This is a genomic window from Paenarthrobacter sp. NPDC056912, from assembly GCF_042786555.1.
Lineage (GTDB): Bacteria > Actinomycetota > Actinomycetes > Actinomycetales > Micrococcaceae > Arthrobacter.
This window is the reverse complement of the sequence record NZ_JBHUCD010000007.1, coordinates 1-20,171: the sequence shown is the minus strand read 5'-3', so window position 1 is coordinate 20,171 and position 20,171 is coordinate 1. Positions and strand designations below refer to the sequence as shown.

The 20,171-nt window shown below is 59.0% G+C and carries 16 protein-coding genes and 1 pseudogene; 15 read left to right on the top strand and 2 right to left on the bottom strand.

Features of this window, described 5'->3' with window-relative positions; translation table 11 throughout:
• The first annotated feature begins 103 nt into the window (after nucleotides 1–103).
• From ACFRJ9_RS09390 to ACFRJ9_RS09370, 5 genes are all read left to right on the top strand, one after another.
• Nucleotides 104–601 (top strand): RidA family protein, encoded by a 498-nt coding sequence (locus tag ACFRJ9_RS09390; protein WP_377666738.1) that lies wholly within the window; start codon nucleotides 104–106, stop codon nucleotides 599–601.
• Between the two features lie 20 nt (nucleotides 602–621).
• Nucleotides 622–1,770 (top strand): alanine racemase, encoded by a 1,149-nt coding sequence (locus ACFRJ9_RS09385; RefSeq protein WP_377666736.1) that lies wholly within the window; start codon nucleotides 622–624, stop codon nucleotides 1,768–1,770.
• Nucleotides 1,771–2,261: 491 nt separating this feature from the next.
• The gene (locus ACFRJ9_RS09380; protein ID WP_377666734.1) at nucleotides 2,262–3,890 is read left to right on the top strand and encodes a PucR family transcriptional regulator; all 1,629 of its coding nucleotides are present in this window, start codon (nucleotides 2,262–2,264) and stop codon (nucleotides 3,888–3,890) included.
• A gap of 278 nt (nucleotides 3,891–4,168) precedes the next feature.
• Entirely contained in the window at nucleotides 4,169–5,305 is a 1,137-nt protein-coding gene (gene menC / locus ACFRJ9_RS09375) for an o-succinylbenzoate synthase (RefSeq protein WP_377666732.1), read from the top strand.
• Nucleotides 5,306–5,539: 234 nt separating this feature from the next.
• Entirely contained in the window at nucleotides 5,540–6,424 is an 885-nt protein-coding gene (locus ACFRJ9_RS09370; protein ID WP_377666730.1) for a GNAT family N-acetyltransferase, read from the top strand.
• A 31-nt stretch (nucleotides 6,425–6,455) separates the two neighbouring features.
• On the opposite strand, the gene ACFRJ9_RS09365 is transcribed toward ACFRJ9_RS09370, so the two are convergent.
• The gene (locus tag ACFRJ9_RS09365; RefSeq protein ID WP_377666728.1) at nucleotides 6,456–7,793 is read right to left on the bottom strand and encodes a PLP-dependent aminotransferase family protein; all 1,338 of its coding nucleotides are present in this window, start codon (nucleotides 7,791–7,793) and stop codon (nucleotides 6,456–6,458) included.
• Nucleotides 7,794–8,060: 267 nt separating this feature from the next.
• Here ACFRJ9_RS09365 and ACFRJ9_RS09360 point away from each other — a divergent pair, with 267 nt between their 5' ends.
• The 10 genes and pseudogenes from ACFRJ9_RS09360 (at nucleotide 8,061) to ACFRJ9_RS09315 (ending at nucleotide 17,812) form a co-directional block, all read left to right on the top strand.
• Nucleotides 8,061–9,122 carry an ABC transporter permease gene (locus ACFRJ9_RS09360; RefSeq protein WP_377666726.1) on the top strand — a complete coding sequence of 354 codons (1,062 nt, stop codon included), beginning with the start codon at nucleotides 8,061–8,063 and terminating at the stop codon, nucleotides 9,120–9,122.
• Between the two features lie 8 nt (nucleotides 9,123–9,130).
• Nucleotides 9,131–10,942 (top strand): dipeptide/oligopeptide/nickel ABC transporter permease/ATP-binding protein, encoded by a 1,812-nt coding sequence (locus tag ACFRJ9_RS09355; protein ID WP_377666724.1) that lies wholly within the window; start codon nucleotides 9,131–9,133, stop codon nucleotides 10,940–10,942.
• Nucleotides 10,939–11,475, top strand: a pseudogene (locus ACFRJ9_RS09350) (ABC transporter ATP-binding protein); the annotation flags it as partial. The gene ACFRJ9_RS09355 and the pseudogene ACFRJ9_RS09350, both read left to right, overlap by 4 nt.
• A gap of 42 nt (nucleotides 11,476–11,517) precedes the next feature.
• Nucleotides 11,518–11,784 carry a hypothetical protein gene (locus ACFRJ9_RS09345; protein WP_377667198.1) on the top strand — a complete coding sequence of 89 codons (267 nt, stop codon included), beginning with the start codon at nucleotides 11,518–11,520 and terminating at the stop codon, nucleotides 11,782–11,784.
• 58 nt (nucleotides 11,785–11,842) lie between these two features.
• Nucleotides 11,843–13,423, top strand: coding sequence for an ABC transporter substrate-binding protein (locus ACFRJ9_RS09340; protein ID WP_377666722.1), 1,581 nt, complete (start codon nucleotides 11,843–11,845; stop codon nucleotides 13,421–13,423).
• Between the two features lie 75 nt (nucleotides 13,424–13,498).
• Entirely contained in the window at nucleotides 13,499–14,896 is a 1,398-nt protein-coding gene (locus ACFRJ9_RS09335) for a serine hydrolase domain-containing protein (protein WP_377666720.1), read from the top strand.
• 535 nt (nucleotides 14,897–15,431) lie between these two features.
• The gene (locus ACFRJ9_RS09330; protein WP_377666718.1) at nucleotides 15,432–16,235 is read left to right on the top strand and encodes a tyrosine-protein phosphatase; all 804 of its coding nucleotides are present in this window, start codon (nucleotides 15,432–15,434) and stop codon (nucleotides 16,233–16,235) included.
• Between the two features lie 82 nt (nucleotides 16,236–16,317).
• Entirely contained in the window at nucleotides 16,318–16,734 is a 417-nt protein-coding gene (locus tag ACFRJ9_RS09325) for a TetR/AcrR family transcriptional regulator (protein WP_377666716.1), read from the top strand.
• A gap of 197 nt (nucleotides 16,735–16,931) precedes the next feature.
• Nucleotides 16,932–17,084, top strand: a complete 153-nt coding sequence (locus ACFRJ9_RS09320) for a hypothetical protein (protein ID WP_377666714.1) — start codon at nucleotides 16,932–16,934, stop codon at nucleotides 17,082–17,084.
• Complete coding sequence (locus ACFRJ9_RS09315; protein WP_377666712.1) at nucleotides 17,081–17,812, top strand: MgtC/SapB family protein; 732 nt, start codon at nucleotides 17,081–17,083, stop codon at nucleotides 17,810–17,812. The genes ACFRJ9_RS09320 and ACFRJ9_RS09315 overlap by 4 nt, the downstream gene beginning before the upstream one ends.
• Nucleotides 17,813–18,178: 366 nt before the next feature.
• Here the strand turns inward: ACFRJ9_RS09315 and ACFRJ9_RS09310 are convergent, their stop codons facing one another.
• Complete coding sequence (locus tag ACFRJ9_RS09310) at nucleotides 18,179–19,849, bottom strand: CocE/NonD family hydrolase (protein ID WP_377666710.1); 1,671 nt, start codon at nucleotides 19,847–19,849, stop codon at nucleotides 18,179–18,181.
• Nucleotides 19,850–20,171 lie beyond the last annotated feature (322 nt).

The window sequence follows — 20,171 nt, the reverse complement described above, 5'->3', positions numbered from 1 at the left end:
GTACCGGTTTGACGTCGATATTCGTCAAGAATGCCGATGCTTTCTCGGCTGCTGCCCCGAATACTGGATCGCAACAGCCGTCCTCCACAGAGAGATTTTCTACGTGTCCTCGACAGCATTCCCTCGCAGTACTGCACGCATCCCATCGCCTTGGGAGCAGCGCCTCGCGGAATTGAACTACACCCTGCCGGAAGCGGCCAAACCGGCCGGTATCTATGTCCCGGCCGTCCGGACCGGGAACTTGGTTTATACCTCCGGGCAGCTTCCGATGGTTCAGGGTGTGATCGAACGGCCAGGGAAAGTCGGCAGTGAAGTCTCAGTCTCAGATGCGAAACTGGCTGCGGAACACTGCGTACTCAACGCTCTTGCCGCGATAGACAACCTGGTGGGGCTCGACTCAGTCGTCCGTGTCGTGAAAGTGGTGGGTTTCGTCGCCTCGTCGAGCGACTTTACGGGTCAGCCCGAAGTGGTAAACGGCGCATCGAAACTGCTCGCAGACGTCCTGGGCGACGCGGGAGTACATGCCCGCTCGGCCGTGGGTGTTGCTGCACTTCCCCTCAACGCATGCGTCGAGATCGAACTCGTTGTCGAAGTGGCATGAGTGGCTACAAAGGAGCAAACGTGATCTCTGCTTCATACCCTCAGTTGTGCCTGTCCGTTGATGCGCTTGAGCAGAATATCGACATCATGGCCCGCTGGTGCAGTGAGCGGGACGTGGCTCTGGCGCCCCACGTCAAGACAACGATGTCCGCCCCAATCATCGAACGGCAGGTCGGCGCAGGAGCCTTGGGAGTCACCGTAGCAACCGTTGACCAAGCGGTGACTGTGCTTGATTGGGGGCACTGCTCAGTCCTCATCGCCAACCAAGTGGTCGATTCCTTCGGTCTCTCACAGTTGAGATCCTTGCTGGCAGACGACCCCGGCCGGAAGATTCAGTGCTTTGTTGACTCCGAGGCTGGTGTAAAGGCAGCCGCGCTGGCGTTCGGGGAACCCGGACCCGTGCTTGAAGTGCTTTTGGACATCGGAGCTCCAGTCGGACGCACCGGCCTCCGTGACATTCGTGAGGCTCGACGGATTGCAGAACTCGTAGCAGACGCTCCGGGACTCAAGTTAGTCGGAGTGGCAGGCTACGAAGGCATCGCCCCGAATACACGAAACAATGAAACCATCGTCTCGGTTGACGATCATTGCCGCCGCGTGCGGGACGCCTATCTCGACGTCGCCGATCTCTTTGAGACGGCGACACCCGTCTTTTCAATGGGCGGGTCCGCATTTCCCGACCGTGTTGTTGAGTTCCTCCCCACCGTCGAAGAAGTCCCTGGCACGATTCGGCTTCTTCGGTCGGGTTGCTACGTAGTCCACGACCACGGTACCTACGCGGGCGTAAGCCCTGTCCCTGGCCTCAACCCGGCCTTAACAGTCCGCGCAGTGGTGTTGTCCGCACCTGAACCCGGTCTCGTCATCATCGGAGCCGGGAAGCGTGATCTTCCGTACGATGCCGGATTTCCGGTCCTTTTGGCCGCGTCCGGGGTTGACGGCCAACGAAAGCCTGAAGCTCGTGGCATAGTCAGGAAGCTGTACGACCACCACGCCGTACTCGAGAAGGCAGGTGGCCTCGAAGTAGGGGACGTTGTTCAATTCGGGATCTCCCACCCCTGCTCGGCATTCGATCGGTGGTCAAGTTACCTCGTCACAGACGTGGAAGGGAGCGTTGTCGATGTGTGGGAAAGCAATTTCCTCCGATCTACGCGGACACTGTCCGAAGGTTAAAGGGTCTGGGGTGCCCAATCGCCGGCAGACCAAACTTCCAGCCGGGCATCCGTGACGCAGACGGCACCCTGAAGAGATCTGACCAGAGTGGCGGCCCGCCCCGGAAACGACCTGAAAGTCGCAGTCATGCTTGCTTTGTGGTCAGCTGCGACAGTGTAAGCCACGCTTTGGACATCCGTACCCCGACGATGAATGACCGACACAAGCCGGAGGAGGGCGGAAGCGCCCGAAGGTGACGGGGCGACGCTGACGGTCACGCGATAGACATATTCGAGCAGGTCGGCGTGATTCATCGGAGGGTTTCCTTCGTGGGAGTTCTGGAAAAATGTTCACTTTCTACGGTGCACCAATCCGGTGGAGCGCGTCTTGTGCCAAAAGGACAGCATCGGACGGGTTTTCTGTGTAATCGGCACCGTCACGGCGGTAGAATCTTGTCCCTGCCCTTGAGCTGATCAGTAGGCTTCCTGTGCCCAAGAGAAGAGAGCTCCATCATGACCGATTCGCACTTTCCCTCCGGGGTGTCTGGTACGGCGACGCTCGGCCGCCTTTTCGATCGGCTTGGCTCCACCCTTCTCTCCGTTGAGGCCGGAAACTTCGAACCGGGAACCAGCGTTAGTGGTGTGGCGTTCTTCGATCCGATTGATCCGCCGATTGTGGTGCCCGGTACGGTGGTGCTTTGGGTGGGAATGACGAGTGCGGAGGACACTGCCCAACAGATAAGGTCCTTCTCGTCCGATGGGGCTGTCGCACTAGTGATGAAGGAACCGGTTCCAACGAATCCGGCAATCGCGGAGGCCGTAGCGGAGACGGGCATCGTGATCTTCGGACTCATTCGCGGTGCTTCCTGGATCCAAGTAGCATCGATGCTTTCCTCCGCGCTCAGCGTCCTTGACTCCAACGGGCTCACGGTCGGAACCGGTTCCGACGAACCTACGGATCTCTTTGAGCTGGCGAACATGGTCGCGGCCCTGTTACAGGCGCCAGTGACCATCGAGGACCTATCCTCGCGGGTTATGGCCTTTTCCGCCGACCAGGCCGGCACGGACGAATCGCGCCGGCTGACGATCCTTGGCCTGCAAGTGCCAGATGTCTACGGGGATGATCACCGTGCCCAAGGGGTCTTCCGACGCATCTACACATCTGACCGTCCGGTCTTCATCCAGCCGAGTATTCCCACGGAGTTTCCCCGTGTGGCCATGAGGGTGAAGGCCGGCGAGGAAGTACTTGGGTCAATCTGGGCGGTTGTGCACGAACCCCTTACGGACCGCCGCGAACAGGGTTTTGTCGAGGCAGCCAGCGTCGTTGCCCTCACCATGCTGCGTGCCCGGGCAAGCTCCGACTCGTTTGCAAGGCAGCGTTTCGGCCTGGTGAATACATTGATCGAGGGAGGCCAGCAGGCAAGGGACGCCGCCAAGCAGCTGAATATTGCCTCGCTTTCCACCTGTGTCATCGCCTTCGGGACCAGGCATGGATTCGCCGATGACGCACTTCGTTCTGAAGCCGAACTGCAGCGGGTAGTGAGTTCGCTGAACATGTACCTCCACCCGCTCTCTCCAGGGTCGCTGGCAGCGCTGATCAGCGGCACCATCTATGCTGTGGTGCCCCTCCGCGCCAACGACGAACGTGCTCAACAGAGGGCTGTTCGGCTTGCCCGTGAATTTATTGCCCGTATGGATTCGACCAGTAGATTCCTCGCGGGAGTCGGTTCAGTAGCCCTCAGCGCCGCGGATCTCGATCAGTCAAGATCAGAAGCGGATGCTGCCCTGCGCGTCCTGCAAAGTGGCGCCGTCGACAAAGGGCCCGTTCAGACTTTGGCCGATGTGCAGGTGGCATGGCTGATGCTGCGCATTGCCAACACGTTGGCAGACGATGGTGTCAAGGTAAGTGGACCGCTTGCGGTCCTCATCGCACACGACGAACAACACAACACCGCCTACGTCGAAACCCTCAAAAGCTGGCTGGAGCACTTCGGCGACATCAGGATGGCCGCAGACGCCGTCCATGTGCATCGGAACACGTTCCGATTCCGTCTCGCGCGGCTGTGCGAGATCGGCGGAATCGACCTTGGCGACGCCGACACACGGTTTGGTCTCATATTGCAGCTGCGCCTATTCGGCTGACAGGGCATGGCCTGGGACCCCGTTCGGCAGAAAGTGTGCGAGCGGCATAGTCGCCGGGTGCAGCATTGTTCGATCGAACGATGTTTCGATGCTCCCAAGCGGGCAGGGTTAAGTTTGTTGGCCTGACCGTTCCTCCTGCGCACGCTCTGACGAGTGCGTGGACCTTGAGAATGCGACGGCCTTCATTCCCGCTCGTCGCAGTCGGTCCTGCGGAGTCGATCAGCGGATCGCCTTGGCAAACACACCCGCGGTTCACGCCGCACCGAAAGGAATTCTGCATGAACATCATCGAAGTTGAGCTGATAACGGTAAGAATGCCGCTCAAGAGCCCATTCACCACATCGTTCGGTACGCAGACCGAACGACGGCCTCTGCTGGTGAAGGTTACCGCCCTCGAAGACGGTGTGCAGACGATCGGCTGGGGGGAGTGCGTGGCCATGAGTGATCCTCTGTATTCCGAGGAATACGTGGACGGTACCCGGGCAGTTCTCGAAAGGTACCTCGTGCCCATGCTGTTCGCTCACCAGGCTGCTGGCCACGACATCACGGCGGAGACGGTGGGTCACGTACTTCGACCGATCATCGGGCATCGGATGGCGAAAGCCGGTCTGGAGATGGCGATACTGGACGCGCAGCTGCGTGCCAGCGGACGTTCTTTCGCTTCGTACTTTGGAGCAACCGTGACGAAGGTCAAATCGGGGGTGTCAGTCGGGATCGCGGACTCGATTCCCGAACTCCTCGATGTCGTTGGAAACTTCCTTGCCGAGGGATACGTGCGGATCAAGCTCAAAGTGAAGCCTGGCTGGGACATTGAGCCAGTGCGCGCGGTTCGCGAGAAGTACGGCGACATCCCTCTTCAGGTGGACGCCAATGCCGCCTACACGCTGGCCGATGCCCCCACACTTCGCCGGTTCGACGAATTCGATCTGCTGCTTATTGAGCAGCCGCTGGCCGAGGACGACCTGCGGCAACACGCGATCCTCGCTAAGACGATGCGAACTCCCATGTGCCTTGATGAGTCCATTGTGTCCGCCGAACGGGCTGCCGACGCGATTGCGTGGGGCGCAGCGGATGTCATCAATATCAAGGCGGGGCGCGTGGGCGGGTACGTGGAGGCAAAACGCATCCATGAAGTGGCGCGCGCCAACGGTATTCCGGCGTGGTGCGGTGGAATGCTTGAGTCAGGCCTGGGACGAGCTGCGAACTCGGCGCTGGCGGGCTTGCCCGGATTCACGCTGCCGGGCGATATCTCGGCCTCGGACCGTTTCTATGAGCAGGACCTCACTGAACCGTTTGTGTTGGAGGACGGATACATCAAGATCCCGACGGCACCAGGACTTGGCGTCGAGCCAATCCCAAGTGTGCTCGCCGAAATGACGGTACACACAGCATCCGTGCGTCCGGACCGTGGGTAAGTCCTGCCACGAATGCCCCGCACGAACCGTCCATCGCAGACCTTGCGACGGGCTCGGCAAGGCCCTTCCAGCTGTTCTGGCGGGGCCTTGCCCGCGTTCAGGGGAAGTGGGCATTCTCATGTCCGCTAACGCAGGGGACTACCCGGGGGGATTGGTCAAATGGCACTGTCTGCCACTCATATTGGGTACCGACGCACAAGAAACCCAGCCTGCCCCTCCGGCACGCTTGTATGTATGACTGAACTCACTCTGGGTAATGCGTCCAACGTCGCAGCGCGGGCTCACCAACTCGCAGAAGCTGCTGCCGCCTCGGCCGGCGTCACGGTGCGGACGATTAGCGCACCCGACGAACTCACTGACGCCTATGAGCTCTACAAGGAGACATGGCGTCCAGATGCGTCGAATCAAAGTATGACCCTGGGCATCCTGAGGGTATTGGCTAAGACAGGAAACTACGTATCCGGAGCATTTGTTGGATCTAGACTTGTCGGGATGAGCGTCGGATTTTGCGGACAACCTGATCAGCGCTCCCTCCACAGCCACATCACAGGCGTTTCCAGTTCAATGCAGGGACGCAAGGTGGGGCAAGCAATCAAGTTGCACCAGCGTGCGTGGGCACTTGAGTCATCAATGCACACGATTACGTGGACAGTTGATCCGCTCGTTCGGCGCAACGCATTCTTTAATATCGTCAAACTAGGCGCCGTCCCAACTGAATACCTTCCGAACTTCTACGGCCAGATGGACGATGCAATCAATGGGTCTGACGCGTCAGATCGGTTACTCATCACCTGGGATCTTGACAGTGAAATCGTCGGTTCGGTCAGCCCTGGCAGTTCGGAGCATGAGCGGCCTCTGCCAGAGGCAACTGAACTCATCGTGACGGACGCGAACAATCACCCGCACGGTTCGGCCGCGCCCCAGTCAGCAGTTGTCGCAGTGGCGACACCGGATGATATTGAGTCACTTCGCCGGACACATCCCGAGGCAGCAAGGGCATGGCGCTCCGTGGTGCGCGATTGCTTCATGAGTGAATTCGCTGCCGGCTCCCGGGTGGTGGGCTTTGACGCTCGTGGCTCTTACATATTCGACCGAAACCAGAATTCACAAAAGGGGTAAATTGAGGGCCGACAACTTGAGGAGACAGCACCTAAGCGCTGCGTGACGCACTGGAAGGTTTCGCGGCACGGCTGATCGCAGCGGCGATTCGCCTCGATTCACCCACTGGAACAAGCCCGGCTGTCACACAGATGTGATGGGAAACGGGACTGTTCAGAATGTAAGGGCTCCCGGGTGCTACCCCGATTCCTTCGGTCGCGAGGCTCAATAGTGCTGCCGCCTCGTTGGCCACCGGTATCCAAACATTTATGCCGTCACTCCCACCCACCTCAACACCAAGCTGAGCTAGTTCTGCAACGAGAGCCGACCTACGGGCCGCGTACTCGGCGCAAGCGTTCTCGACCTGCGTCAATGACGATTCGTCCGTGATGAGGTCAAGCAGCAGGCTTTGCAGTATCCGGCTCGTCCAACCTTGTCCCAGATGGCGGCGTTGAACGATCGGATCGATGACCGCGGAGGGACCCCCGAGTGCTGCAAGCCGCATCTCCGGGCCAAGGGAGGACGAATAGCCGTGAATGTGACACGTTCGCTCCGGCAGAAGTTGAGTAAAGCTCACCCAAGGTGCGGCGGAGATTCCATCGGCAAAGTCGAACTCGACAATGAGGGTGTCGTACCGGCCCATCACGTCCGACAATTGCTTGGCGCGAGCGGCCGTCAAGACGGCTCCTGTTGGATTTTGTGCCCGGGTTTGAAGGAACACGACGGACGCACCACTTTTCAGGGCCTTTTCCAAGGAAGCGGGTACCAGGCCGTCGTTGTCAACTTCGACCGATAGCATCCTGGCTCCAGCAGCACCTAGAAGATCGAACAGCGGCGGATATCCGGGGTCCTCGACAGCCACAAAATCGCCGAGTCTCACCCGCGATGCTATTAAAAGGTCCAAGGCGTCCATGCCGCCGTCAGTGATCGTGATCGCTTCGATGCCGCGTGCCCAGGACTTCCGCAGTTCGCGGCCCAAGTCCGGAAGCAGAGTGTCGCCCAGGTACGAATCAGAGTGAGACGAGCCCACAAACCTGGAAAACGCACTCTGGATATCAGGCAAGAGTTCTGCGTCGGGGAGACCCGTTGAGAGATCGATCTCGAATTTTCCTGAGTATTGCAGAGCGCGCCTGTAGCGGGCCGGCGGAGCAGCACTTGCAGCTACGAAGGTCCCGCGTGCGCCGTCGGTGAAGATGAGTCCGGCCTTGGCCAGTTGCGACCAAGCATTGCTCACTGTGCTTGGCGAAAGCGACAAGGTAGCTGCAACAGAGCGGATCGGTGGCAGCTTACTGCCTGACTCCAAGGAACCGTCCCGGATTGATTGACTGACCGCATCTGCCAGACCGCGGGCCGTGGGTTCCAATATTCGGGTACGAACTGACTCAATCACCACCTAAACCTATCGTCTCGTACTAGTACAAGAAAGCATCGCTACTAGCACATCAGTAGATGATTCAGGGGCCAGGTGCACGGACCCGGCCGGGTGTTGACGAGCCCGTCCGGCGGCACACGTCTGCCGGTTTCAGACCGAAACTGGGGGAAGACCGCTCTTAGGCAGACCATGCTGAGCATGCATTGTTCAATTTGACAATACTCAATCCAATATCGCTGCACCATGCACTGTACATGATCTGCGTCACGCTGGAAAATTGAATATATGAAGAGCCAAATATCCACGGATGAGAGGATCGGCTTGCCTCCGCCCACGACGAAGGCATTGCCTGAAAACAACAACGAGGTTGTGTCGCAGAAAGTCACGGCCGCCAGGACGAGAAACCCATGGATTGCATACGCCGCACGCCGGTTTGTGCGTTTAGTCGTTTCGATCGTCGCCCTCGTCACTGCCGCATACCTAATGGTTCGTTTCTTGCCCGGGGATCCGGCAAGGTTGTCGCTAGGTGCCGATGCAAGCGCCGAACAAGTACTACGCAGGCGGACAGAACTAGGCCTCGACGACTCGTTGCTTAGTCAGTACTTCCATTTCTGGGAACGCCTTTTTCAGGGGAACCTGGGTACTTCTTATGGCAACCGGCTCCCCGTTTTCGAAATCATCGCCCAGCGAATGCCGGCTACGTTGGAGTTGGCCGTCCTTACAATCATCGTAATTCTTGTTACAGGCATTCCGTTCGGGATGCTGGTGGCCGAGATGACGCGAGGGGGCCGCAATAGGTGGCTGGACACTACTTTCTCCGCGATCACGGGATTCTTTACCGTGGCCCCAGTGTTCGTTGTTGCAGCCATCTCCATCTTCCTATTCGCCATAAGCTCCCCAATTTTCCCGGTAGCAGGCCGTTCAGGACCGTCCTCCTATGTATTGCCTGTCCTTTCACTGGCATTACCGGCAGTCTGCGCTATTGCACGCATTGTGCGAGCCGAGACTTTGTCTGTGTTGGAGGCAGACTTCGTTAGGACGGCGAGGTCCAAACGAATTAGTAAGGCCAGGCTGTATGTACGGCATGTGCTTGCGAACCTGATTACGCCAACATTGACGATTGCCGGCTTGATGTTCGGAGGTCTGATTGCGGGCAGCGTATTCGTTGAGACCGTGTTCGCTTGGCCAGGAATGGGGTCCACTGTCGTCGGGTCCATCGCTGATAGGGACTATTCCCTGGTGCAGGGCATAGTCCTGGTATATGGCGGAATCGTTTTGCTCATTAACCTCATCGTAGATCTGCTCATCGCGGCATTTGATCCACGTTCCAGAATCACAACGACTTAGAGGCACTCATGTCATCGACCAACCAAGATCCCCTTGCAGTAAGTACCGGTCGGTTTCGGTCATTCATGCAACAGGCTCGCACGCCAACGGGTGCGATTGCCATCTTTGGGACTCTTACACTCATTGGAATTGCAATTTTTGCTCCAAGTATCTTTGGAGAAAAAGCGGCCGCTGTTGACGTAACGTCGATTGCTCAAGGCCCCAGCGCTGACCACTGGTTAGGTACTGACGCTTCAGGACGCGACATCCTCCTTCGGACTCTTGTCGCGACACAGCTATCCCTCATGTATGGAATGGTGGCCACCGTCATCGGAGTGACTTTGGGCATCGTTGTCGGTTGCCTGCCCAGTGTCCTGCCGCCAGCCATAGGGCGAATGATCGTTGCGTTCGTGAACATGATGATCGCTTTCCCCTCCCTGCTTCTGGTGCTCTTCCTTGCCGTAATCTTTGGTCAAGGAACCACAGGTGCAGTGGTTGCCCTCGGTTTGGCTATCGTTCCGGATATGGCGAGGCTATGCCAGACGATGTCCGCTAGCGTTAGCGGCCGTGACTTTATCAGCGCAGCAAAAATTCTCGGTGTGCCCAGATTCATGATCCTCATTCGGCACATCATCCCCAGCATCACAGATGTGGTGGTCGTCAACGCAACGATGGTTGCGGCCGGGTGTCTCACTGCGATGGCCGGCCTTTCATTCCTGGGTCTCGGCCTGCAGCCTCCCGCGTATGACTGGGGACGGTTGCTTGCTGAGGGACTGTCCAGGCTCTATATCTCCCCTGCTGCCGCTCTGGCACCTGCACTAGCTGTCACTCTTGCTGGCATTGTTCTGACAATGCTTGGAGACACCATTGGGCGCGCATTGGGCGTGAATCCGGTGATTTCGCTTCGAAAGATGGCGGGTTTTCCGGGCCGAAAGGACACGACGGAGCAAACATTGGAAGCCGAAACCCAGGCGCCGGAGCGATCAGAAAACGTCCTCTCAGTTCGGAATCTGCACGTTTCATTTCCCGCGCACGGAAACTGGATAACTCCAGTACGCGGTGTAAGTTTTGACGTTGCGGCCGGTGAACGAGTAGGCATTGTGGGAGAGTCCGGCTCGGGGAAGAGCCTTACAGCCCTCGCAATCAGCCAGCTCATTGAAGACCCTGTTCGTGTCGATGCGGACACCATCATGTTTGATGGTGTGGAACTTGCCGGTTTGAGCCGGCGAGAAGTCGACTCACATGCGTCCAAGCTCGGTCTCACAATGTCAATGGTCTTCCAGGACCCCATGTCTTCCCTCAATCCCTCAACACGAATTGGTCCACAGGTTTCCGAAGTGGCCAAAGTTCACGGACACCATTCGGCGTCTGAATCCAAAAAGATGGCAGTCGATCGCCTGGACGAAGTGGGCATACCTGATCCCAAACTACGTTTCAACCAATATCCCTTCCAGTTCTCGGGAGGCATGCGCCAAAGGGCCATGATTGCGATGGGCCTTATGGGAAATCCACGCCTGATCATTGCTGATGAACCCACCACTGCGCTTGATGCGACTGTCCAACGAACTGTCCTCGAAGTCTTGGATCGAGTTTCAGTCGAACACGGCTCAGCCGTCATGTTTATCTCCCACGACATAGCTCTGGTCACTGGGTTCTGCGATCGAGTTCTAGTCATGTACCGGGGAGAGCTGGTCGAAGACATTTCAACTTCGGATTTGGTTGCTGGCCTAGCCGTGCATCCGTACACACGTGCGCTCATGGCCTCAATCCCAACGCTGACAACAGACAAAACCCGCCCGTTGGCAACAGTTGGTGACTTTATGAAGGAGCAGCCATCATGACGACACTTGAATTTCAAAACCTCGTAGTGAATTTCGGACATGGATCAAAGACGGTTCGTGCCGTCAAGGACGTATCATTTACTGTGCCTACGGGCTCCACTGTTGGTTTGTTGGGGGAATCCGGTTCAGGCAAATCGACACTTGCCCGAGTGGCCATTGGCCTGGAGCGTGCCTCTTCAGGTGAAGTTCTTTTGGATGGGAAGTCGCTACTGGGATCCGGGAGTGCCAGCAGGCGCCATCGACGGGCCGTGCAAATGGTTTTCCAGGATCCATATTCCTCACTGAATCCTCGAATGACCATCGGTGACTCGATCATTGAGGGCGTGCGCGCAGGTGACAGACAACCTGGAGAGCCAACAGTTGTCCGGCGACCAAAAAACCGACTCATTGCCGAGACTCACGAGTTGCTTGAACTGGTCGGACTGGATCCTAGTTTCGCGTCCAGATACCCCCAGAAACTCTCTGGCGGGCAACGCCAAAGGGTGGCCTTAGCTCGTGCCCTCGGTGCCAAGCCGTCGGTTTTGCTCGCCGACGAAATGACGTCTGCCCTGGACGTTTCCGTTCAAGGGACCGTCTTGAACCTTTTTCGCAAGCTTCAGTCGGAGCTGGGTTTGACCTCATTGTTCATTTCACACAACCTCGCAGTCGTTCGCTATGTGTGTGACTTCGTTGCCGTCATGGACAAAGGAAACCTCGTGGAGTTCGGTGCCGTAGACGAAGTTCTGGCCAACCCCCAGCACCCTTCTACACGGTTGCTGATCGAGGCAGTCCCTCAGATCGGAGTTCCGTTGTTCGAGGCCGCAGGAGCCGGAAGTGCTTCCGAATCACAGAAACTCATGTAACCAGCGACCATTTGCTATACCTATCTTCTCGAATTTACTAACTTGAAGGAAAACGTTCATGAATAAGAAACTAATCCCCTGCGCTGCGATTTTTGCGGCAGGAGCCCTTGCCCTGAGTTCCTGCGGATCCAGCCCGGGCGAAACGACATCGTCCGGGAAAGTCGTGACCGACGGAACATTGAAAATCGCAGCTTCTGGAGAACCCGGCAATCTATTCCCGCAGTTGAATTCATCGTCAGACGGTAAGCAAGTGATTGCCTTTGGCTATGATAATTTGATTTCTTTGGATGATAATGGAAAGCCAAGGCCTTGGTTGGCTGAATCATGGACGGCGACCACCACGGAAGCTACCTTCACTCTGAAGCCCGGAATTACCTGCAACGACGGATCCGAATTGACGGCCCAGACAGTGGCCGATAATTTCACCTGGATTACGGATGCGACGAACAACTCGTCCGAGTTGGGCGCGAAGGTTCCGGAGGACTTGAAGGCCACGGCCGACAACGCGAGCCGAACGGTTACCTTGACCTCGAAGACGCCATCCCCGTTCCTCGTTGAGAATGTTGGCCGTGTCTTCATTGCCTGTAGCGCTGCGCTTAAGGACCCCTCCAAGTTTGCCGGAGCTTTTGGTGGAACCGGTCTCTACACCCTCACTGACGTGAAGCCCGGAGAAAGCTACACGATGACCCGTCGCTCAGGGTATAGCTGGGGCCCTGAGGGAGCAACTTCTGAAACTCCAGGATTGCCAAAGTCAGTAGTGGTCACTGTTGTGGAGGACAACACAACTCGGGCCAACCTGCTTGCTTCCGGAGATGCGAATGTTGCCTCCGTCTCTGGAGCAGATGCCGGACGGCTTGACGCCCTTAAGATGAACAGCCTTTCCGTCCAGCAACCTTCGAGTGAGCTATTCTTCAACCAGCGAAGTTCACGGGTAAATTCAGACCCTGCGGTCAAGAAGGCTCTGGTCCAAAGCACGAATACCTCGGAAGTCATCGACATTCTTGCCGGAGGCAAGGGAAGTCCCACCCAGTCTCTCCTTGTAGGTAAGCCACGGACCTGTGCCATTGACGACGTCTACAAGTCCATTCCGTCATTTGATCTGAACGCCGCGGCCAAGACCCTTGATGATGCCGGATGGAAGATGGCAGATGGCGGTGTGCGCAGCAAGGACGGCCAAAAGCTGGCCATCACGTTCGTTTACACCTCTGAGGCTGAGAAGAATGCGGCATTTGAGCATCAGGCCGACGTTTGGAAAAAGTTGGGAGTTGATGTGACCCTGAAATCTACGGATATCGCAACCATTATCGACATGCTCTTCAAGCCAGGTGCAGCAGACTGGGACGTCGTGGACATTAACACCCTCAACTCGTTCCCCAACGTTCTGGTTCCTTACTTCAGTGGCGATTCGTCGAACAACTTCTCGAATATTCAGAATACTACCTACAACAAGAACGTCGCCGCAGCAATGAAGACGGTCGGAACTGCGGGATGCCCTGAATGGCAGGCAGCAGAACGCGCCCTCGTCTCCGATGCAGATGTCCTTCCGTTGGGATGGTTCGATAGCAAGATCTACATGCGGGGATTTACGGCTAGCCTGTCTGCCGTTATTGACCCTTGGTCATTCCGCCAGTCTGAGTAACTGTCAGGGAAAGACCATGCTAGTTTCCAGCCCAGTTTTCTCCCAGTTTGGGAACGATAATTTTCAGGAGCACTAATGTCCGTAACAATTCCTTCAGATCTGCTGACGACGCCGGAGTGGCAGGAACGGCTTGATTCTCTGGCCAAGAAGCATTCCGTGCCGGGGGTGCAGGTTGGTTTGATTGCGCTCGATTCAGCGGGTGATGTGGATCTGCGTGTTTTGACGACCGGGGTGACCAGTCTTGCCACTGGTGTTGAGGTCACGCCGGAGACGATTTTCCAGTACGGATCGATCACGAAGATCTGGACCACGACTCTGATCATGCAGTTGGTTGACGAGGGGAAACTGACTCTCGATACCTTGGTGGTTGATGTTCTTCCTGACTTCAATATTGCCAACTCTGAGTATTCGGGCCTGATTACTGTGCGCCACTTGTTGACGCACACCAGTGGGATCGATGGTGATCTCTTCACTGACACGGGGTATGGCGATGACTGCGTTGAGAAGTACGTTGCGTCGTTGTCCACGGCCACCAGCATCACCGAGCCTGGCGGGCAACTGAGTTACTGCAACTCCGGGTTCACCGTTGCCGGAAGGATTATTGAGGTTCTTCGCGGGCAGGCCTGGGATGATGTGCTGGTTGATTATCTCTATGAACCGTTGGGACTGAGCCACGTCATTACCAGGACCAAGGATGCTCCGTTGTTCCGTGCCGCGGTTGGGCATCTGGCAAGTGCTGATCCGGCGTCCGGGGAAGAGGTGGTCCCGACCAAGGAATGGGTTCTGGTGAGGTCCATGGGCCCGGCAGGGGTCATTACGGGCACGGTTGAGGATCTGCTCATGTTTGCGTCGGCGCATATGCGTGATGGGCTCGGACTGAATGGGAAGCGAATCCTGTCCGAGGAGTCAGCGCGACTCATGCGGACGCCGCAGTTCGACCTATCGACCGTCTCCACTGTGGATAAGGCTTGGGGATTGGGCTGGGTTTTGTCGGACTGGGGGACTGCGATGGCTGTTCGCCATGGCGGGGCTACTATCGGTCAGATTGCCAGTCTTCACACTTTTCCCGAAGTGAATGTTGCGATGAGTGTTCTGACCAACTCCCGCGGCGGGTACCTTCTGGCCAAGGAGTTGGAGACTGCCATTGGTGCTGAGCTGGGACTGACCTATCCCAAGCCCTTCGATGAAGGCACCGGCGAGGACTTCGACAGCAGTGGGTTGCTCGGTACCTATGAATCCACGACGACACGCATCGAGTTGACCCGCCGGGAGGACGGGCAGCTTCTGCTGGCTGCTTCGTCAAAGGTTGATATTTCTGGGGAACCTGACCAGGCGCCGCTCCAGGCTCATCTGCTGTCGAATTCCAGATTCGTGGCTGATCCCGAAGGATCGGCTACCGAATTCCAGCACCTAGTCATCGATGGCGTTGAATTTCTTTATGGCGGGCGGCTTTATAGCAAAGTAGCCGCCTAAATCTCCTCAGCGGCCAGACAGGAGGGGCTCCCGGGACTTGCGCCCGGGAGCCCCTCCTGCTGTTTGGTCAGGGTGTCACCGTCGAATAGGAACGCGCTGCCACCCGGTGGGCGCATGCCCACCACAAAGATTTCGTGAATAACCGGCGGCAACTTCCGACTCGTGGACAGGCTCCTGACACAAGTGCACCGCATCCAAACACTCAACCACCTCGACGCACTAACCCCCGAGATCGTCGACGCCGCCAGAGAACCACTCCTGATCGGCCATTAAGCGCAACGACTTCCAAGCCAAATAGCGTTGCGGTTCACAGTCTTGTCCCTCTACCTTCGACGCTCCACCGCCCTGGCCTTCGTCAGATCGTACAATGCTGAAGCCTTGTTTCGTTTTTCTGACTCAAGCGCGGCCAGGTGTGTGGCTGCAATACTGAGGGTCCAAGGGGGCGCAGTCCCGTCTGTGCGCCCCACGAGCGGCAAGACATTCACAGTGTTTTCTAGCCCCTCGGACAGGGGCTTCACAGAGAGAGATGGCGGCTATGCCTTCAACGATTTTTACCGAACCGGGAAACTTCCGCGACCTTGGCGGGATTCCTGTCTCCGGCGGAGAGGTGCGCTCATCGCGCGTGTTCCGCAGCGATGATCTCAGTACGGCAACTGATGAGTTCCTTGACCTTCTCCTGGCGGAGCACGGAATCACTGATGTAGTAGACCTTCGAGGTGCGGAGGAAATCGCCAAGGTGAATCTTGGGCGGCTGGGCTCCCGCGGGATTGACTACCATAATGTTGCGCTCGGCGGTCAGGTGATGGACGGCTACGCAACGCCGGCCGATGACGACGATATGGCCGAAATCTATGTACGCCTGGTCGAGCAGCATTCACGGCAACTGGTGAGCGTATTGAGCCTCATTGCCTGGAGTGCGGGAGGCCTGGTGTTCCACTGCGCCGCAGGCAAAGACCGCACCGGGATCCTGGCCGCGCTGCTGTTGAGAATCCTTGGTGCCGAGGATGAAGAGATCATCCGGGATTACGGCGTCACGGCCGGGAATCTCCGTACTATGGTCGCGCGATGGCTGGCCGCTACGCCGGCGGCCCCGACGACGGGCAACGGCGTTGAGCCCGGGGGAGCAGCGGATGGTGACTCGCCCGCTGGTCCGCGGGAGTTCCTGGAGTCCCTGGACTTGGACAACCTGCCTCCGATGTTGGATGCCAGGCCCTCGGTCCTGCGGCTTGCCCTGCTGAAGCTCGACGAGAAATACGGTGACGCCCTGGAGCCCCTGCGGGCCGCGGGCCTGGATGAGACTCTGGTCTCCCGACTTCGCGGCCAGCTGGTGGTCTCCTGAGCAGACTGGTGCGGGACCGCATGGTGCGACACCCACAGATTGCCTGCCGATAGGCGCTTGCGACCACAAGGGAAGTAGTGAGGTGGGTGCAGTAGCGGGCGTCAGAAATGCCAAGGGTGAGAGGCGCCGAGCAGAAATTCCTGCCGAAGCTGAACGCGCCTTTGCGGAGCTCGGCTATCGGGGCGCTGCCCTCAACACCATTGCGGACCGGGCCGGGGTTACCCGGTCCGGCCTGCTGCACCAATTCCCCTCGAAGGAGAAGTTGCTCTTCGCGCTCCTGGAGGAACACTTCAGTCAGGACAAGGCACGGTTCCTGGACCAGAAGCGCGGCAAGCCCGTCTGGAATAAACTGAACGCCGTCGTCTCGCAATGCGAAACACAAGATCTGGGCCCGGTTTTCCGCCATCATGACGGCAGAGACGGTGGCCCAGGACCACCCTGCCAGCGACTACCCGCCCTCGTAGCGGCGACTGCCGGACCACCACGGAGCGGGGAATAGCCCTACACCCGCCGGCTCCTGATGGCAGCCCCCGTTCTCGATCCCGCCGCACAGCGCAAACGACGGCTGGAACGCCAGAGCCTGCTGGAGATCGAAGCCCTGCCTCCATAGCCAAGCGCCCGGCAGCCAACTGAACAAGCCCCAACAGATTGACCGCAACCGCGACATGGCCAATGCCCTGACGCAAGAGGAGTGCCATGATGACAAAGCCGCTGCAACACCTGACTGCCATCCCGTCCAGCACGGGCGCGATTGAGGCCTCAAACCCCGACGTTCCTAACGACCCCGCCGGCACGCTCTTCGACGGCGGATTCGGCCTCCGCCACGCCGTCGTTCCGCAGGAACTATGACCTTCAGCGCCGAGCTGTTTGACCTCTCGCTGAGGGTTATCATCAGCCTGCTTTTGGGAGCCAGCATCGGATTGGAGCGGCAATGGCGTTCCCGGATGGCTGGAATCCGCACCAACGCGCTGGTCGCCGGGGGGTCTGCGCTCTTCGTCGTGATGGGTGCGTACTCCTTCGGAGGCATCGGGGCGGATCCCACCCGCGTGGCGGCCCAAATCGTGTCCGGTATCGGCTTCCTCGGCGCCGGGGTGATCATGCGTGAGGGACTGAATGTCCGCGGACTCAACACTGCCGCAACGCTATGGTGCGCCGCCGCCGTCGGCTCGCTGGCCGGATCAGGGCTGTACCTGATCGCGATCCTTGGGGCGTTGTGCATTGTTGGCGTGAACACGCTGCTACGCCCGGTGGGACGGATGATCAACCGGCACCCACGGCGGACTGCCGGTGACATACCATCGACGGCGGACGTCGGCTACCTGCTGGAGGCCACAACCGATGGCGAGGGTGAAGGAATGGTGCGATCCATGCTGGTGCAGGCGATCAGCCGACCCGGTTTCAGTCTGCAGTCGATGTCAACCCGGGGCACCAAAAACGCGCTGGTCAAGGTGCGGGCGGAGCTTTCCGCGAGTACGGAGGCGGACATCGGCGCCCTCGAAAGAACCGTAAAACGCCTGAGTCTGGATCCCAAGATTTACGCCGTACGGTGGCGTGCCGAAGACAGCGAAGAGGAGTAACGCTTTGAAGGCCATCATGGTGTTTGGCGCACACGGCCACACTGGTCCAGTCGAGGTACAGCCCCAAGGTCCCATCCACCACCACAGCCTCAACCCACGCCAAATACTCCGACGCCGATCATCGAGCCAACGATGCACACCACCAGGCTCAACCTTGCGGACACCGGCCCCGATAGTGCTGTACTACTGGCACGTCCGCCAGAGATCGATAGCAGGGGCCTGGATCGCGTTGGAGTGGGAGACGAGGACCTCCAGGAGTGCGTGTTTGCTCTCGAAAAAGCACCACGCAACACCCGGAGGTCCTCTTGTTACGTCACATCAATCCCGGATGTCACCGACTTGCCGGGATAGTGCAGCTTGCCGCTGTCATGACTGGTGGGCCGCTGTCGCCTGATCGGCGTCTCGTTCGACCACCTGGACGATGAGCCGGGACGGATGCTCTGCGTCGTGCAGAATCGTCTGGTGCGCCACAACTGTACGGCTCTCCTGGAACGGGTTGTCCGCGCCGGTGTTGGTGTTGCGGTCGTAACGAGGTGACCAGCTGCTGGTGATCTCCAGCCGGATGCGGTGCCCGACGCCGAAGCGGATGCCCACCGCGTCCATCGAGATCTCGTACTCGTAGGGGCGGTCCGGCTCGAGCAGGGCCGGCGTAGTAAAGCTGTCACGGAACCTGGCACGCAGCACGCCGTGACACAGGTACCGGGCGGCGCCGTCCGGGTGGACGTCGACCAGGCGGGCGTGCCAGTCGGTGTCCGTTGCCGAGGAGGCGGCCCAGAGCTGAAGCCGCACCGGACCCACCACGTCGATGTCCTTTGTCAGGGCAGCCGTTGTGTAGCAGAGCACGTCCGGCCGCTGGCTGGGGATCCGGTCATCAACCGGACCGTCGGCGCACATGTGGAAGAACGCGTGCACCGGGTTCAACGGGTCGTAGTCGTATTCGTCCGAGGGGCTGTCGCCCGGGCTCTCCCAAGTCAACCCGCCGTCGCCGTGCAGGCTGTTGGCGTGGCCATCCGAGCTGAGGAACAGCTCGCGGTCCACTGCTTCGGCGAGCGGCCATCGGTCCGAGGCCCACCACTCGTTGGCGCCGATCACGAAGACGTGCACCGGGTCCTCGTCGGCCGCGGCCGGTATGCCCTTCAGGTGCCGGTCGAAGAACTCAACGATGTGCCCGTCGAGGTCGATTACGGCTTGGTCGCCGAAGTCGACGCCGTTGAGCTGACGAGTGTTGTTCATCCAGTGCGGCCACGGTCCGATGATAAGGCGCTGGCCGTCACGGGCTTCGGTGGTCGCCGCGCCAGCGCGCATTCCCGGGTAGTTGTCCAGGGCACCGGGTAGGTTCATGTCCCACCAGCCGGTGATGTGCAGTGCCGGTGTCCGGATCTGGTCCCAGCAGCTGAAGTCGCCGCGCGCCCAGAACTCGTCCAGCGTGGGGTGCTGCAGCATCTCGGCGATCCATGGGCTTTGCGCGCCCTGGGCTGCGGGAATGTCGGCGAATGGCAACGCCATCGACGAGGGCCGGTCCTCGGCCCATAGCGTGCCGCCGAAGTCGATACTCTGGAAGGAGCGATACCCCATGTCCACCGCATACTGGACCATCGGCGCGAGGAATGCCCCGCCGCGGAGGGGCTCGTTGCTCCACATCGAGCTCGGCGTGGCGGCCATCGGTACGATGGCTTTGAGGTGCTCGCTGCCGCTGCGGGCCGCGAACCACTGCACTGACGCCTCGTAGGAGACGCCGTACATGCCGATGTTGCCGTCGCACCAAGGCTGCCCGGCCAGCCACTCCAGGGTGTCGAACCCGTCGTCGAATTCGGCGAAGTACATCCCCCACCGACCGTCAGAGTTGAACCGGCCGCGGACGTCCTGAGCAGCGATCGCGTAGCCCGTCCCAAGCAGCGCCTGCAGTACCGGACGCGGCGTGTCGATGTGCCTGTTCTTGTCGTAGCAGGTGCGGATCAGCACCGTCGGGAACGGGCCTTCGCCGTCCGGTAGTAGCACGTCCAACGCCAGCTCGACCCCGTCACGCATTGGCACCATCAAGTTGTGGCGGCGCCGCGCCCGGCCCGCCGGTGGCGGGTCGGTTACTTGCGCCGGGGAGGCATGCCGTTTGATCATGCGCGGCCACCTCCAATAGGCGCGGAGGCGAGGCCGGACTCAAGGGTGCACGGCGTGTAGTCGTTCATGTACTGACTCCTTGCGGGGTTAGCGATCGGGTCGGTTGAGCGCAGCTGATTACTACGTGCTGTCATAGATGGACTAAGGCTAGCTGCCTGCCGGCATGATGAAGCTGGCGCCCTGGCGGATGCCGGAGGGCCACCGCGACGTCACGGTCTTGGTTTTGGTGTAGAAGCGGAAGGCG